At 64.3% G+C, this 15,374-nt stretch carries 12 protein-coding genes and 4 tRNA genes; 7 read left to right on the top strand and 9 right to left on the bottom strand.

Going from position 1 to position 15,374, the window contains the following annotated elements; all coding sequences use genetic code 11:
* Positions 1-127: 127 nt before the first annotated feature.
* The 7 genes from ASF90_RS03825 to ASF90_RS03795 all read right to left on the bottom strand — a co-directional run bounded on the left by ASF90_RS03825 (position 128) and on the right by ASF90_RS03795 (position 9,744).
* Positions 128-670: a phosphatase PAP2 family protein gene (locus ASF90_RS03825; protein WP_055846003.1), complete on the bottom strand. Its 543-nt coding sequence runs from the start codon at positions 668-670 to the stop codon at positions 128-130.
* The gene (locus ASF90_RS03820; RefSeq protein ID WP_055846000.1) at positions 651-1,787 is read right to left on the bottom strand and encodes a glycosyltransferase family 1 protein; all 1,137 of its coding nucleotides are present in this window, start codon (positions 1,785-1,787) and stop codon (positions 651-653) included. Before ASF90_RS03820 ends, ASF90_RS03825 begins: the two co-directional genes overlap by 20 nt.
* Before the next feature lie 229 nt (positions 1,788-2,016).
* On the bottom strand, positions 2,017-3,543 hold the full coding sequence (gene ppx / locus ASF90_RS03815) for an exopolyphosphatase (RefSeq protein ID WP_055845998.1): 1,527 nt from the start codon (positions 3,541-3,543) through the stop codon (positions 2,017-2,019).
* A 57-nt stretch (positions 3,544-3,600) separates the two neighbouring features.
* Complete coding sequence (ppk1, locus tag ASF90_RS03810; protein WP_055846336.1) at positions 3,601-5,703, bottom strand: polyphosphate kinase 1; 2,103 nt, start codon at positions 5,701-5,703, stop codon at positions 3,601-3,603.
* Positions 5,704-5,823: 120 nt separating this feature from the next.
* The gene (gene phoR, locus ASF90_RS03805) at positions 5,824-7,152 is read right to left on the bottom strand and encodes a phosphate regulon sensor histidine kinase PhoR (protein ID WP_055845995.1); all 1,329 of its coding nucleotides are present in this window, start codon (positions 7,150-7,152) and stop codon (positions 5,824-5,826) included.
* A 76-nt stretch (positions 7,153-7,228) separates the two neighbouring features.
* Positions 7,229-7,918: a phosphate regulon transcriptional regulator PhoB gene (phoB, locus tag ASF90_RS03800; RefSeq protein ID WP_002806631.1), complete on the bottom strand. Its 690-nt coding sequence runs from the start codon at positions 7,916-7,918 to the stop codon at positions 7,229-7,231.
* A gap of 179 nt (positions 7,919-8,097) precedes the next feature.
* Complete coding sequence (locus ASF90_RS03795) at positions 8,098-9,744, bottom strand: M48 family metalloprotease (protein ID WP_055845992.1); 1,647 nt, start codon at positions 9,742-9,744, stop codon at positions 8,098-8,100.
* A 149-nt stretch (positions 9,745-9,893) separates the two neighbouring features.
* Here ASF90_RS03795 and grxC point away from each other — a divergent pair, with 149 nt between their 5' ends.
* From grxC to ASF90_RS03780, 3 genes are all read left to right on the top strand, one after another.
* Complete coding sequence (grxC, locus tag ASF90_RS03790; protein WP_055845990.1) at positions 9,894-10,199, top strand: glutaredoxin 3; 306 nt, start codon at positions 9,894-9,896, stop codon at positions 10,197-10,199.
* Positions 10,196-10,591, top strand: coding sequence for a carboxymuconolactone decarboxylase family protein (locus ASF90_RS03785; protein WP_011036180.1), 396 nt, complete (start codon positions 10,196-10,198; stop codon positions 10,589-10,591). Before grxC ends, ASF90_RS03785 begins: the two co-directional genes overlap by 4 nt.
* Before the next feature lie 329 nt (positions 10,592-10,920).
* Positions 10,921-11,928 (top strand): isocitrate dehydrogenase, encoded by a 1,008-nt coding sequence (locus tag ASF90_RS03780; protein WP_006451741.1) that lies wholly within the window; start codon positions 10,921-10,923, stop codon positions 11,926-11,928.
* Between the two features lie 142 nt (positions 11,929-12,070).
* Here the strand turns inward: ASF90_RS03780 and ASF90_RS03775 are convergent, their stop codons facing one another.
* Entirely contained in the window at positions 12,071-12,832 is a 762-nt protein-coding gene (locus ASF90_RS03775; RefSeq protein WP_055845987.1) for a Bax inhibitor-1/YccA family protein, read from the bottom strand.
* Between the two features lie 150 nt (positions 12,833-12,982).
* Here ASF90_RS03775 and ASF90_RS03770 point away from each other — a divergent pair.
* The 4 genes from ASF90_RS03770 (at position 12,983) to ASF90_RS03755 (ending at position 13,446) form a co-directional block, all read left to right on the top strand.
* Positions 12,983-13,059: transfer RNA gene (locus ASF90_RS03770), tRNA-Pro, on the top strand.
* A 42-nt stretch (positions 13,060-13,101) separates the two neighbouring features.
* Positions 13,102-13,178: transfer RNA gene (locus ASF90_RS03765), tRNA-Arg, on the top strand.
* 32 nt (positions 13,179-13,210) lie between these two features.
* Positions 13,211-13,287, top strand: a tRNA-His gene (locus tag ASF90_RS03760).
* An 83-nt stretch (positions 13,288-13,370) separates the two neighbouring features.
* A tRNA-Lys gene (locus tag ASF90_RS03755) sits at positions 13,371-13,446 on the top strand.
* Between the two features lie 265 nt (positions 13,447-13,711).
* Here ASF90_RS03755 and ASF90_RS03750 read toward each other — a convergent pair.
* Positions 13,712-14,974 (bottom strand): lipase family protein, encoded by a 1,263-nt coding sequence (locus ASF90_RS03750; RefSeq protein ID WP_055845984.1) that lies wholly within the window; start codon positions 14,972-14,974, stop codon positions 13,712-13,714.
* Between the last annotated feature and the right edge of the window lie 400 nt (positions 14,975-15,374).

Raw genomic sequence — 15,374 nt, 5'->3', positions numbered from 1 at the left:
TTAGCGCATTGCAGCGGGGCATGCCTGCGCAGGCAACTCGGGCAGAGTCCGCTCTCCTGCGGAAAACGATGAGGGCATGAAGCGAGGGCACATGCGAGGACGCGCAGTGCAGTGTCGCAACACACCGCTACCCAATCAGCGCCGGCAGCCCCCACAACGACAGGCTCGCCAGTCCCACCCCGATCGCCGTGGCGGCCAGTACGTCGCTGGGGTAATGCAGCCCGAGCACCACGCGCGACAGCGCCACGCATGCCGAAAATGGCACCAGCAACGGCGCGAGCCATGGGTAATAGGCCAGCGCCACTATGCTGAAGGACACCGCATGCAAGGTGTGGCCGGACGGAAAACTGAACTCGTCCAGCGGTGCCACCCAGGCGCGGATACGCACGTCGGCCGCATACGGGCGCGGGCGGCGGGTCCAGCGTTTGAGTGCCTTGTACAAGGTCAAAGCGAGCACGCCGGTGGCGGCCATGTGCGCCGATGCGCGAACGCCGTCCATGCCGTCGAGCAGCACCAGAATGCCCATCAGGCTGTACCAGAACACGCCATCGCCCAGCCGGCTGACGGTGGCGAATGCGCGGCGTACCGGGTGGCGCCGGCACCAGTGATTTGCGCGCCGGCACCAGCGCGCTTCGTGGCCGCGCAAGACCTCAAGCCGCGTTGACGACATAACGCCCCCGTGCCGCAGTGATGCCCAACAACAAGCCATCGAAGTCGGACACCACATTGTCCGGATGCAGCCTTTTCATCGCCTGCGCCGCCGCCGCACCGAGGCGTTGGCGCAGCGCGTCGTCTTGGGTAAGCGCGACGGCGGCCTGGATAAAGGCCGCATCGGTGTCTACCGCCGCGCCGGTCTGACCATTGCGCAGATATTCGCGGGCGGCACCGTAGTCGAAGGCGACCGTCGCCACACCGCTGGCCATCGCCTCCAGGGTCACGTTGCCGAAAGTCTCGCTGCGGCTGGGAAACAGGAACAGATCGCCGCTGGCAAAATGGCGCGCCAAGGCATCGCCACGCTGCACACCGCAGAAGATGAAGTCCGGATTCTCATGCGCGATCTTTGCGCGCGCCGGGCCATCGCCGACCCACACAAAGCGCGCTTTCGGGCGGACCTGCTGCAACTTGCGAAACGCCTGCACCGCCAAGGGCAGATTTTTTTCGTTGGCGATCCGTCCCACATAGATCGCTGCAAAGCCTTCGTCTTCGATGCCCCACTCGGCGCGCAAGGCATGATCACGACGGCCCGGATCGAACTGCTGGCTGTCCACCGCGCGTGCCAGCAACTGCACACGTTCGAAGCCGTCGTCGCGCAGCAACTGTTGCAGCTCGCGCGTTGGTACCAGCGTGGCGTCTGCCTGGTTATGAAAGCGCCGCATCCAGCGTAGCGCGGTGCCTTGCAGCCAGGCGGCACCGTAGTTCGGCAGGTATTCGTCAAAGCGCGTGTGGAAGCCGGATGCGACCGGAATGCCCAGCCGGCGTGCCGCCCGCATCGCCGACCAGCCCAGCGGGCCTTCCGTGGCCACGTAGATCGCATCCGGTTGCGTCGTTCGCCAATGACGGATCAGTCGCTGGGTCGCTGGCAGCCCGAATTTCAGCCCCGGGTAGCGCGGCAGCGCAGCGCCACGCACCAGCAACGCATCGGATGTGCCGGTGTCGCTGCTCTGACGTGGACGCACCACGTCCACCTGATGTCCGCGTGCGCGCAGGCCGGTTTCCAGGCCGTGGACGGTCAGCGCAACACCGTTGACCTCGGGGGGATAGGTTTCGGTAACGATCGCGTAGCGCATGCCGCTCTCCCGTTTTCGCTAGCTTCCGGCAGGGCGATGGCATTGATGTTGCGCCGACAAGACGCGGCAGTGACAAGCGCGACGGGATTGGGGAATAGAGAATGGGGAATCGCAAAGGCAGCGTTCTGCATTCGTTCGGCGTAATCGCCGCCAGTCAGAAACTTCTCAGAGCCCCGTGGTCGACTATTCTCGAATCCCCATTCCCGATTCCCGCCTGAGGCCGCAGGCCTCAGGTTACAAACGGTTTGAACGCGATGCCCAGGCCGGCCATGCTTTCGACTTCGCCGATCAGATCGGCGCGCAGCAGCGGGTGCGAATCGATCCAGCTTTGCGACAGGATCAACGACAGCCGCGTGTCGTCGGCGGTGAGTTCCAGTGTCGGAATCGGGTCCGATTCGTGCGCACGGTGCAGCAGCACCGCCAGCCGCAGCAGCGCAGCCTTGCGGCGGGTGGGCAGCAGCAGCCGGTCGGGAAGCGCGTCGAAGGCGGTCTTGGGCACGTTGCGTCGATGCGTGCGCACCAGCGAGGCCACGACCTGTTGTTCCTGCCGCGAAAAACCGGCGATATCCGAATGTTCCAGGATGTAGCTGCCATGCACGTGGTACTGGCTGTGCGCGATGATCAGGCCCAGCTCGTGCAGGCGGGCGGCGCGCCGCAACACCTGCGCGTCGTCGCCATCCAGCTGCCAGGATTCGCACACCTGATCGAACAGGCGGCAGGCCGTGGCTTCCACGCGTTGCGCCTGCACCTCATCGATGCCGTAGCGCTGCACCAGCGAGGCCACCGAGCTATCGCGCGGGTCGTTTTCGCCGCCGCGGCCGAGCATGTCGTACAGGATGCCTTCGCGCATCGCCGCCTTGCTGACCATCAGCTTCTCCAGCCCCAGGGCCTGGAAGGCCGCTTCGAGCACCAGAATTCCACCGGCGATGATCGGCCGGCGCTCGGCCGCCAGGCCGGGTAACTGGATATCTTCGATGCGCTTGGCCTTGAGCAGCTCGTCGCGCAGCGCCGGCAGCGCCTGCGCGGTGATCGCACCCTTGGTGAGCTTCATCGCCGCGCACATGTCGCCGATCGCCTTGTGGGTGCCGGACGAGCCAATCGCCTCATGCCAGCCCAGCGCCTTGTACTGACCAGCAAATTGCTGAAATTCGGCGCCGATCTCGGTCAGCGCATCTTTCCATTTTTTCTTCGACAGCTTGCCGCCCGGGAAAAACCGCCGCGTGCTGGCGATGCAGCCGGCCTGCAAACTCTCTCGTTCCAGCGTCTGAAACCCGCGACCGATGATGAATTCGGTCGAGCCACCGCCGATGTCGATCACCAGCCGGCGTTGATCGGGTTTGGGCGGTTGCGCATGGGCAACGCCCAGGTAAATCAGGCGCGCTTCCTCGCGCCCGCTGACCACTTCGATCGCGTGCCCGAGCGCAGTTTCCGCCGGCATCAAAAACGCTTGCGGCGAACGCAGCTGACGTACCGTGTTGGTCGCTAGCGCGCGCACGCGCAGCGAGGGCACTTCACGGATGCGTTGACCGAAGCGCGCCAGACATTCGAGCGCACGTTGCCGCGCTTCGTTGGACAGGCCGCCCTTGCCATCCAGGCCGTCGGCCATGCGCACGGTTTCGCGCAGGCGGTCGACGACGCGCAGCTGACCCATCAGGTAGCGCGCAATGACCATGTGGAAACTGTTGGACCCTAAGTCGATGGCGGCAAGAAAATCGCCGTCGCGCAGGGGCGGAATCGTGGGGGAGGGCGTTGGCATGGCCGCATGGTAGCCGATGGGCGGTCGGCCACGTGAGAGGCCACGGCCGCGGCGTTCTCAGATCCGATCGAGCAAGGTCATCTGCGCCGAATGGGCCGGTTCGCCAGGGCCGGGGGTGCGCTTGTGGTACACGCCTTCGGCATCCAGTTCCCAGGCACTGACGTTGTCGTCCAGGTAGTTCTGCAGCACTTCGCGATAGACACGCTTGGCCAGATCCGGGTCCAGGATCGGGAAGCAGGTTTCCACGCGGCGCAACAGGTTGCGTTCTAGCCAATCGGCGCTGGCGCAGTACAACTCGGCCGCCCCGTCGTTGCCGAACCAGTAGACACGGCTGTGTTCCAGGAACCGCCCCACGATCGAACGCACGCGGATGTTGTCCGACACACCCGGCACGCCCGGCCGCAGCGTGCAGGCGCCACGCACGATCAGATCGATCTGCACCCCGGCTTGCGAGGCGGAATACAACGCACGTACCACCTGCGGTTCGTTGAGGGCATTCATCTTGGCGATGATGCGGCCGGGGCGGCCGTTACGCGCCAGGCGGGTCTCGCGTTCGATCCGCTTCAGCACACCGGCATGCAAGGTAAATGGCGACTGCAGCAACTGCTCCAGCTTCATACGCGGAGCAAGCCCGGACAACTGCTGAAACAGCATGTGCACGTCGTTGCCGATCTCCGCATCGGCGGTGATCAGGCTGATGTCGGTGTACAGACGCGCGGTACCGCTGTGGTAATTGCCGGTGCCCAGATGCACATAGCGTTTGAGCTTGCGCCCCTCGCGCCGCACGATCAGCAGCATCTTGGCGTGGGTCTTGAAACCGACCACGCCATAGACCACCTGCACGCCGGCTTCCTGCAACTTGTCGGCCAGGCCCAGGTTGGCCTCTTCGTCGAAGCGCGCACGCAGCTCCACCACCACGGTGACGTCCTTGCCGTTGCGCGCGGCCAGAATCAGCGCATCGACAATCAGCGAATCCTTGCCGGTGCGATACAGCGTCTGCTTGATCGCCAGCACGTTCGGGTCGACGGCGGCCTGGCGAATCACATCCAGCACCGCAGTGAACGCATCGAAGGGATGATGCAGCAGCACATCGCCCTTGCTGACAATCTGGAAGATGCCCTCGCTGTCGCGCAAAGTGCGCGGGTTGAACGAGGGGTACTTGAGCTCCGGGCGCTGCACCAGGTCGTAGACCTGGGTGACGCGGCTCAGATTGACCGGCCCGACGATGCGATACACCGCGTTCTCGTTCAAGCCGAAGTTCTGCAGCAAGGTGCGCATGATCGGCGCCGGGCAATCGTGCGCAATCTCCAGCCGCACCGCTGGCCGGTAGCCACGCGTGACCAGCTCGTCGCGCAGTGCAAGTGCCAGGTTTTCGACTTCTTCTTCGTCCACCACCAGTTCGGAATTGCGGGTGACGCGGAACTGGTAGGAGCCCTTGACCTGCATGCCCGGGAACAATTCGTCGACGAACTCCGATAACACCGAGGACAGGAACACAAAGCTCTGCGCACCCTCCGGCGACAGGCTGGCCGGCAACTGGATGATGCGCGGTAACGAGCGCGGCGCACGCACGATGGCCAGATGGCCGGCGCGCCCGAACGCGTCCTGGCCTTCCAGCACCACCACGATGTTCAAGGTCTTGTTGAGAATCTTCGGGAACGGATGCGCCGGGTCCAGGCCCAACGGCGACAGCACCGGCATGATTTCGTTGCGGAAGTAGGCACGCAGCCAGCGCTTCTGGCGCGAGGTCCACGTCGCGCGGCCGAGCACGGCAACGCCGGCCTCTTCCATCGCCGGGCGCAGCACGTCATTCCATGCGTGGTACTGCTGTTCCACCAGTTTGGCCGCGCGGTCGTGCACGGCATTGAGGATGGCCGTGGGGCTCAATCCGTCCGGCGCCGGCGGCAGGCCGAACTCCTGCGCATGCCGCACGGTGGCGGCGCGGATCTCGAAGAACTCGTCCAGGTTGGTGCACGAAATGCACAGGAACCGCAGCCGTTCCAGCAGCGGCACCTGTTCGTCCAGCGCCTGCGCCAGCACCCGGAAATTGAAGTCCAGTTGCGACAGTTCCCGATTGATGTACAGCGCCGGATCACGCAAGGGATCGGTGGCGATGTCTTCGGAAGGTGTGACGTCGTGCAGTTGTTTGGCGTGGCCCATGGAGTCGGTCATCAAGACGAGTTGGTGTGCGGTGTTGCTACAGGCGCGTTGCGGTGCAGCGCGTGCAACGTGCGTTGCGCAGGTGCATCGCGCCGCGCGGCGACGCGCACTCCCTACATATCATGCCAAGCGTGACAGTGGCAGGGACTGTTCGCGCTGCACGATGCGTGCGCCCACAAAATGACACGAGAATTCGCTGCCGCGTCCCACTTCGCTTTCGATCTCCAGCCGTGCCTGGTGCAGCCCCAGGATGTGCTTGACGATCGACAGCCCCAGCCCGGTGCCGCCGCTCTCGCGCGAGCGGCTGCTGGATACGCGATAGAAGCGCTCGGTGATGCGCGGCAGATGCGAGGCAGGAATGCCGTAGCCGGTGTCGCGCACTGCCAACGCCGCGCCATCGCCTTCGCGCATGAAGCGGATCGTCACCGTGCCGCCGCCGGGCGTGTAACGCACCGCGTTGGTGACCAGATTGGAAAACGCGCTGTGCAATTCCTTGTTGGAGCCGAGCAGATCCACGCCGGCCTCATCAATCACGTCCACCGTATGCCGGCCCTGGCTATGCGCCTCGGCCTCGCGGCGGAGTGTCGAAAGCATCGGTGCCATCGCCACGTGTTCTTCGCCGAGTTCTTCCTGGGATTCCAGCCGCGACAGGGTCAGCAGGTCTTCGACCAGCTGCGCCATGCGCTGCGACTGCTTGCGCATCTCCGCCAGCATCGGGCCAGAGTCCGGGAAGTCCTCCGGGTCGAGCATGTCCAGATAGCCGTGCACCACCGTCAATGGCGTGCGCAGCTCGTGCGACACATTGGCTACGAAATCGCGACGTACCTGTTCCAGACGCAGCAGCTTGCTGACATCGCGTGCCACCAACAGCCAGTAGTCGTCGGAGTAGGGGATCAGGCGCAGATTCAGGCGCAGATCCGGGTCCACTGGCGAGGCTGCATCCAGCATCGGCTCGGCGTTGCGACCGGCTGCCAGCCAGTGCGCCAGCGGCAACGGCTGCAGCCGCTCCACCACCGACACGCCCATGTCGCCGGGATGATGCAAGCCCAGCAGTCCGCCGGCAGCCTTGTTGAACCACTGCACGCGCTGGCTGTTGCGATCCACCACCACCACCGCATCCGGCAGCGCCTGTGCGGCGGCGCGGTAGGTGCGCAGCATGTCGATCAAGCGGCGCTTGCGGCCACGCATTTCAGCCTGGCTGCGATACAGCAGACGGTCCAGTTCGTTCCAGGCACCCACGCCGGCGGCAGGTTCGGCACGCTGGCGTGCGGTGAGGCGACGCAGCACCTGGCGCAGCCGCCAGTAATGCCAGGCCAGCACGCCCAGCGCGGTGAGCGTCAGTGCCATCCACACATGCCCGATCAGCACGCCCGCTACGACGGCAGCGCCCAATAACAGCGCAAGGGTGCCGAGCGTCTTGAGCCAGGCGGAACGGATATGTTGGGGCATGGAAGGCGTTACCACGAAGCGTCAGGTAGGCAGCCAACCCGGCCAGGCAGCGGCCGGGTTGCCGTGCGGCACGTACTTAAGTTGCCGACGAAAAACGATAGCCCGAGCCACGCACGGTCTGCACCATGTTTTCCAGGCCGAACGGTTCCAGCGTCTTGCGCAGGCGGCGAATGTGCACATCGATGGTGCGTTCTTCCACATACACGCTGCCGCCCCAGACATGGTCCAGCAACTGGGTGCGCGTATACACGCGCTCCGGATGGGTCATGAAGAAGTGCAGCAGGCGGTACTCGGTCGGGCCGATCGGCACTGGCGCATCGCCGGCGAACACGCGGTGCGCCGCGCCATCGATGCGCAGCCGACCCACGGCCACGCTGCCGTCTTCGTCGTCCTCGCGGGTGCGGCGCATCACCGCACGGATACGCGCCAGCAACTCGCGCGCTGAAAACGGCTTGACCACGTAGTCGTCGACGCCGGCTTCCAACCCGCCGACACGGTCGTTTTCTTCGCCACGCGCGGTCAGCATGATGATCGGAATCTCGCGCGTCAGCTGTTCCTTGCGCCAGCGCCGCGCCAGATCCAGCCCGCTGGTGCCCGGCAGCATCCAATCCAGCAGAATCAGGTCGGGGACGCGGTCGGCAATGGCGGTCTGTGCTTCGCGCGCGTCGCCGGCATGGATGGGCTCGAACTCGCCTTTGCGCAGCGCGAACGCCACCATGTCGCGGATCGCGGGTTCGTCATCGACGATTAGAATGCGTTTTTGCACGCGGGGCTTACCGTCTGGCTTTGGTGATCGCCAGTAGACTACGGTTTTGTGACTCTAATGTGACATCGCTGGCGCTGCTTGTAGACAGGCTGCCATTTTGCGAAGCGGGCTGAGCCGTTGCGAGCGGCTCCAGGCCCGGGCGCCGCATGTCGCGGTCGGCGCCAATCCCGTGCCAGCTGTCAACGCGTGGAAAGATCCGGGTCGCGAATGCCCTGGCGACGCAGCTCCAGCACGGTGGGCGTGATCGCAGCGATGCGCGCATCCACACGCGCCCGCGTCACATAATCCAGATCCTTCTTTTTCAGTGCTTCCAGCTGGATCAGGGCCTGCTCCGGGCGCCCGTTTAACGATGCCGATTCGGCATAGGCTTCACTGGCGCGCAGATGGTCGCCAGCGAGTTCGCAGGCGCGGGCGTAGGTCTGCTGCAGCAACGGGTCTTCGCCGTTGCGGTAGAGCAGGGGTTCCAGCACCTGGCGCGCGCGCTGGCCGGATTCCTTGCTGGCTTGTTCGTTGAGCGCGCCGGCATAGGTCAACGCCACCGCACGGTTGTTCGGCAGCCGCTTGAGCAGCGCATCGAAGCGCGCATTGGCCGCCTCGCGCTGCCCCACGCGCGCCTGCGCTTCGCTCAGGCCCAACGCCAGCCACAGGTTGTCCGGATGCGCCTCCAGCAGGCCGGCCAGCTCGGCCACCGGCTCGCTCGGCCGGCTTCCGCTGTTGCGCAGCTGTGCCAGCGCCAGCCCGTAACGCTGCGCATCGGTCAGGCCTTGCTTGGCACTGCGGCGCAGGTTTTCGTATTCGCGAATGGCCGCATCGGGCGTGCTCGCACTGAGCACGCGCAGACGTTCCTTGGCCCAGTCGAAACTCTGTTGATCGCCGCCACGGCTCAACGCATCCACCGGCAGCCGCAGCGCATACGGCAGCAACGCGTTGCCATTGCGGCTCAACGGTTCCGACAACGACGGGTCGGACGGGTCCACGCGCTCCTGGCGCGTTCCGCCCGGCACCGAGGTGGTCAACACCACGGTGTTCTTCTTCATCTGCTCGGCGCGCGCCTTGGCCTCGCTGATGCGGGTGGTGGTGACCGGGTGGGTCTGCAGGAAGTCCGGCGCGCTATAGCCGCCCTCGTTGGCGCGCATCGCCACCGACATGCGCTCGAAGAAGCCGGCCATCGCGTCCACGTCGTAGCCGCTGCGCACCAGCGTGCGGATGCCCAGTCGGTCGGCTTCGGATTCGTTGGAGCGGGTGTAGTCGATCTGGCGTTGCTGCATCAGCCCCATCGCACTGGTGATGGTGGCCATGGTGGCATCGCCTTTGGAATTGCCACCGGCCTGCTGCGCCGCCACCACCGCCGCCAGCATGCCGAGCAAGATCGGAATCTGGTCGCGCTGCGCCCGCTCCACCCCGCGCAGCACGTGCTGCTGGGTGACGTGGGCGATTTCGTGCGAGAGCACCGCCGCCACTTCATCCTCGCGCTCGGCGGTCAGCACCAGCCCGGCGTTGACCGCGATATAGCCGCCCAGCGTGGCGAACGCGTTGATCTGGCGGTCGCGCAGCATGAAAAAGGTAAATGGCTGCTGCGGCTGGTCGCTGTTGGCGCCCAGGCGGGTGCCCATGGTCTGCAGCCAGTCGCCGATCAGCGGGTCGTCCAGCACGTAGTCGTAGTTGCGCAACTCGGCCAGCATCATCTTGCCGTACTCGGCCTGACGGGCCGGGGTCAGCAGCTCGCCCGCCGACGAGCCGATATCGGGCAGGCGGCTTTCCTGGGCAGGTGCCACGCCCATGGCGAGGGCCAGGGTGAGGGCGGTGGCGAGCGGAAGCAGGCGCAAGTGAAACTCCCAGGTGATGCGCGGAGCATGCGGGCAGCGCAGCGCAGCGGTGTGAATCGGCAGTTAATCCACAGTGTTGCGGTGACGACATGGAAATTCCAGTCGCCCGCTACCATGTATCAGACCTCAGACCCACCACGGAGTTTCCTGTGAGCCAAGACCACACCGGGCAGGACGCGGCCACCGGCCCGCAGATCACCCTGTATTCCACCGCCATCTGCCCGTACTGCGTGGCGGCCAAGAACTTCCTCAAGAGCAAGGGCCAGACCTGGACCGAGGTGCGGATCGACCTGGACCCGGTCGAGCGCGACAAGATGGTCGCCCTGGCGCGACGCACCAGCGTGCCGCAGATCTTCGTCGGCGACACCCACGTGGGCGGCTACGACGACATGATGGCCATGCACCGCGCCGGCAAACTCGAACCGCTGTTCTCCGCTGCGGGCGGTCAGGCGTGAGTGGTTCCGACGACGGCAGCGCCGATCGCCTGCGCGAGTTCACCGACTTCCGCCAGCGCATGAACCAGCGCATCCTGGCCGAGCCCAATCAGGTCGTGCGGCGCTTCTTCGCGCTGGATACCCAGACCTACCAGGCCGGCGCGCTGGATGTGAAGACCAAGGAGCTGCTCGGCCTGGTCGCCTCGATGGTGCTGCGTTGCGACGACTGCATCAGCTACCACGTGGCGCAATGCAAGGAGGCCGGCGTCACCCGCGAAGAGTTCTTCGAGACGTTCTCGGTTGGCCTGGTGGTCGGTGGCTCCATCGTGATCCCGCATCTGCGCCGCGCGGTGGATTTCCTCGACCAGCTCGAAGGCGGCGCTCCTGCGCCGGCCGAACACAGCCACGGCTGATCCACCGCTGCTGTGGCTACAGTGCGCCGCCCACCGAGGCGGCGCGCTGCCTTTTGGTGCCTGGCGGCCATCCGGCGCACGGGACCTGGTTCGCGCTGCCGCGTGCGGTGTCGTGGAGAGCCTGCAGGGGTTGGGAGGACACGCACCGGTTCGGCATCCGTCCGGGCCATGCGCGCTGCGGCCGCTGCCCCTGTTGCCAGCCCCTTAGACGATGGTCGGTTTGGGCGCGGTCACCGGCATCGGGCATAATTGCCGGTGAAACCTCCTTGCGCCGCTCTGCCGGGTTTGACGGCTGGCGCTCCCCCCTTCAAGTTCGGAACCCCAACCTTATGACGCAGACAATCACGGTCATCCGCGGCGACGGTATTGGCCCGGAGATCATGGATGCCACGCTGTTCGTGCTCGACGCGCTGCAAGCTGGCCTGACCTACGAGTACGCCGACGCTGGCCTGGTCGCGCTGGAAAAGCACGGCGATCTGCTGCCCGAGTCCACCCTGGCCTCGATCACCAAGAACAAAGTGGCGTTGAAAAGCCCGCTGACCACGCCGGTTGGCGAAGGTTTCAGCTCGATCAACGTCGCCATGCGTCGCAAGTTCGACCTGTACGCCAACGTGCGTCCGGCCAAGTCGTTCCCCAACACCAAATCGCGTTTCGCCGATGGCGTTGACCTGATCACGGTGCGTGAAAACACCGAAGGCGCGTATCTGAGCGAAGGCCAGACCGTGTCCGAGGATGGCGAGACCGCATTCTCCGGCGCCCGCGTCACCCGCAAGGGCTCCGAGCGCATCGTGCGCTACGCCTTCGACCTGGCGCGCGCCACCGGCCGCAAGAAGGTCACCGCGGTGCACAAGGCCAACATCATCAAGTCGACCTCGGGCCTGTTCCTGAAAGTCGCCCGTGACGTCGCCACGCAGTACCCGGAAATCGAATTCCAGGAAATGATCGTCGACAACACCTGCATGCAGCTGGTGATGCGTCCGGAACAGTTCGACATCATCGTGACCACCAACCTGTTCGGCGACATCATCTCCGACCTGTGCGCCGGTCTGGTCGGCGGCCTGGGCCTGGCCCCGGGTGCCAACATCGGTCTGGACGCGGCGATCTTCGAGGCCGTGCATGGCTCGGCGCCGGACATCGCAGGGCAGGGCAAGGCCAATCCATGCGCGCTGCTGCTGGGCGCCGCGCAGATGCTTGACCACATCGGTCAGCCGCAGAACGCCGAGCGCCTGCGCGAAGCGATCGTCGCTACGCTGGAAGCCAAGGACTCGCTGACCCCCGACCTGGGCGGCACCGGCAACACCATGGGCTTCGCCAAGGCCATCGCCAGCCGCCTCTGAGCGCGCGGGTAGATCGCACAAAAGAAAGGGCGCCTAGGCGCCCTTTCTTTTTGGTGGAAGCGGATTGCTTAACGTCAGTGTCAAACCATCAGGCCAAGCGATCGCTGTTGCGATTCCCCAATCCCGATTCCCGATTCCCTGCTCAATTGCGTGACTGCAGCTTCGACAGCAGGCGCAAAAACTCGATGTACAGCCACACCAGCGTCACCATCAGGCCGAACGCGCCGTACCACTCCATGTGCTTGGGTGCACCCTGCTCGACGCCGCTTTCGATGAAGTCGAAGTCCAGCACCAGATTCAGCGCTGCCACCACCACCACGAACAGACTGAAGCCGATGCCGATCAGGCCCGAGTCGTGGATGAAGGGAATGCGCACACCGAACAAGCCCAGCACGATGGTGGCCAGATACACCAGCGCGATGCCGCCGGTGGCCGCGACCACACCCAGCTTGAAGTTCTCGGTGGCCTTGATCAAGCCGCTGCGATACGCGAACAACAGCGCGAACATGGTGCCGAAGGTCAGCAGCACTGCCTGGAACACGATGCCGTTGAAACGTGCCTCGTACACGGCCGAGATCGAGCCCAGAAAAAAGCCTTCAATCAGCGCGTACAGCGGCGCGGTGACCGGTGCCCAGGTCGGCTTGAAGCTGGTCGCCAGTGCAAACACCAGCCCGCCGATCGCACCGGCGATCATGTACAGGCGTGCTGCCGGCAGCGGCGCGCCGTCCGCGCCGATCGATTGCGACCAGGCAAACGCAGCGGTGGCGACGGCCATCAGCAACAGCAGGCCGGTCTTGTTGACCGTGCCGTTGAGTGTCATTGCCTGACCGTCGCGGGTGACCACCGAGCCGGAGCCGAGGTCGAGGAACGTGGATTCCCGAAGAGCCGGGTTACCGCTACGCATGCGTGTTCTCCATGAAAGTGGTGCTCGCCGTACCAGTGAGCGTTGCTGCGAGGATACCGGATCGCCGAATTTACACAGAGTGATTGACAGCGAGGCCAATCGTTCCCAAAATAGCCGACCTTTCCAGCCTTTGGGATGGAAAGGTCCCGCCGGGGTATAGCGCAGTCTGGTAGCGCGCCTGCTTTGGGAGCAGGATGTCGGGGGTTCGAATCCCTCTACCCCGACCATTCCAAGCTCTTGACGGCGTGGGAATGCGAAGTTCGGTCCGGGCGCCCGTAGCTCAACCGGATAGAGCACCGGCCTTCTAAGCCGGCGGTTACAGGTTCGAGTCCTGTCGGGCGCGCCATCGGCGGTGCGGTAGGAAGTAGGTTTTCAGTGGTGGCTGTAGCTCAGCTGGTTAGAGTACTGGATTGTGATTCCAGATGTCGGGGGTTCGAGTCCCCTCAGCCACCCCACTGATTGCAGGAAAGTTCGACCCGATGCTTCGCGGGGTATTGCAACGAAGCAGAAATGCACATACAATGTGCGACCAGTTTCAGGGCCGTTAGCTCAGTTGGTAGAGCAGTTGACTCTTAATCAATAGGTCCAAGGTTCGAATCCTTGACGGCCCACCAGACAGGCAGCCACTCAGCGCAAGTTGAGTGGCTGTTTTTCTTTGTGCCGATGTCTGGTCCGGGCGCACTGCATTCCCCGCATCGCTGCGCGGCCACCTACGCTGTTAGCGCAACGCCTGCTGCCACGTCGACGTGCGAATCGATTCGCTCGGCCCTCGTCACTTCGGATAGACCGGGTGACGACACTGCAGGCGACGGCAGTCCGCCGCGTGCAGCCGGCAGTGTCGTTATCTCGCATCGCTACGATGCATCGCGCGCCCTGGCTTTAGCGCTGCTTGTCCAGCAGTTGCTGGCGCACGGCGATCATGCAGCTCTCCTTGATGATCAGGTGCTCCAGAGCGCTGTTGTCGTCGCGATTGCCGCTTCCCAGATCCAGTACCGAAACCTGCGTACTGCCGTGTCGCTTGAAGCTGTCGATGGCGGTGATGGCGTTCTTCAGTGGCACGGTGGCGTCATTGGACGAGCCGCACAGCAGCGTGCGTGTGCGTGGCGTCCAGTCCAGCAGATCGTTGCGCGCCAAGTCCTTGCGGAACGGGTTGTTCGGATTGCGTGGCACGTCCTTGTAGAAACTCGGCTGGAAATAGCTGCCGATCTTGTCGATGCCCGGCAGCGCGTCGCCGATCGCAAGATCGGTCAGCTCATCCTTACCCGGAAAGTAACCCTCGACCTTGCTGGCCCACGGGTCCTGAAAGACCTGCGAGGGAGCGAGATAGATGTTGTGATAAGCATGCTGCATGCCGACCAGCGCGTAAGTGGCCAGCACCAGGCCGAATGTGCTTTCGCCAACCGCATTGGTTCCGCTCCAGCTGTCCAGGAAGGTCTGACTCAGCGCATACGGCCCGGAGATCGGCGCGCTGGCAACCAGATTGAATTCCTTGGAATCGTGCGCTTCGATCTCGCGCTGGGTCGCCATCGCCGCATGCCCGCCTTGCGAATATCCCGACAGCATGACCTTGCCCGACAGTGGCGTGTGCAAACGTGCCAGAACCTGGCGAGCGGCACGCATCGCGTCGATGCTCGCACTGGCTTCGGTGGCCGCGTGCAGATAAGGATGGAACGGATACTGCGACTTGCCCAATCCCAGATAATCGGTGCTGACCACCACATAGCCCTTGCCTGCCAATCGAGTGACAAGCGGGTCGTCGCCCTTCGCATCGCGGATGTCCTTCGCCTGTTCCGCGGTACGTTTGGGTTGGGTGCCCTGGTTCCAGCCCAGCAAGGGATAGGGGCCTGTGCAGCGTGTGCCGCCCGGCACCAGCAGAGCGCCCGACGCGGTGGTCGGCTCTCCCTGGACACCGATCGTGGCGTAGGTGAACTCGGCCACGCGAACATCGCATGTCGGAAGGTCGCTAGCCTTGTCGTCGGGCAGCAAGGCGCCAAGTGCCGAGTGGGTATAGCTGGTCAGGAAGTTACTGTTGAGCAGCGTGCCGCGTGCAGGCGACGCCACTGCGATCATCGGCAGAAAAGCCAGTGCAGTCCCAATGGCAGTGAACAGGCGTGATGCGTTGCTATTCCGTATCTGGACCATGGAGTGGTGTCTCATGTGTAGTTACCCGAGAAGTGCGGATTGCGTGGGGAGCGACCGGGAACTCGAAAGCTTCCCGCTGCAGAAGCAATCCCTTGCTGTTGGTGCAAGTCTTGTATCCGGTAACGACGAGTAGTCAGGTGCGTATTGGTCAGCGGGCTTTCAAAAAACGGCATGCGATATGCCGACAGTGCGATTGCGATTGCGAGTTAACAGCGCCAGATGATGTGCTTGTGGGCTAGCCCAGGATTTCCCAACAACGAAGCCCGCACTCCCAGCGCGAACGCGTGCGGTCTGACGCGATTAATCGCTGCTCCGCGTTTATCGGGTGTTTGACGCAATAGATTCGCAGAGTGATGGAAGGTGGCAGAGAGGTGCGCGACGCCTGGTTCCCTGCTGGTAA

It is taken from the genome of Xanthomonas sp. Leaf148, from assembly GCF_001423585.1.
In the GTDB taxonomy this organism is placed as follows: Bacteria; Pseudomonadota; Gammaproteobacteria; order Xanthomonadales; family Xanthomonadaceae; genus Xanthomonas.
Note: the sequence above shows the minus strand (reverse complement) of the source record. Positions and strands in the feature narration are given on the sequence as shown.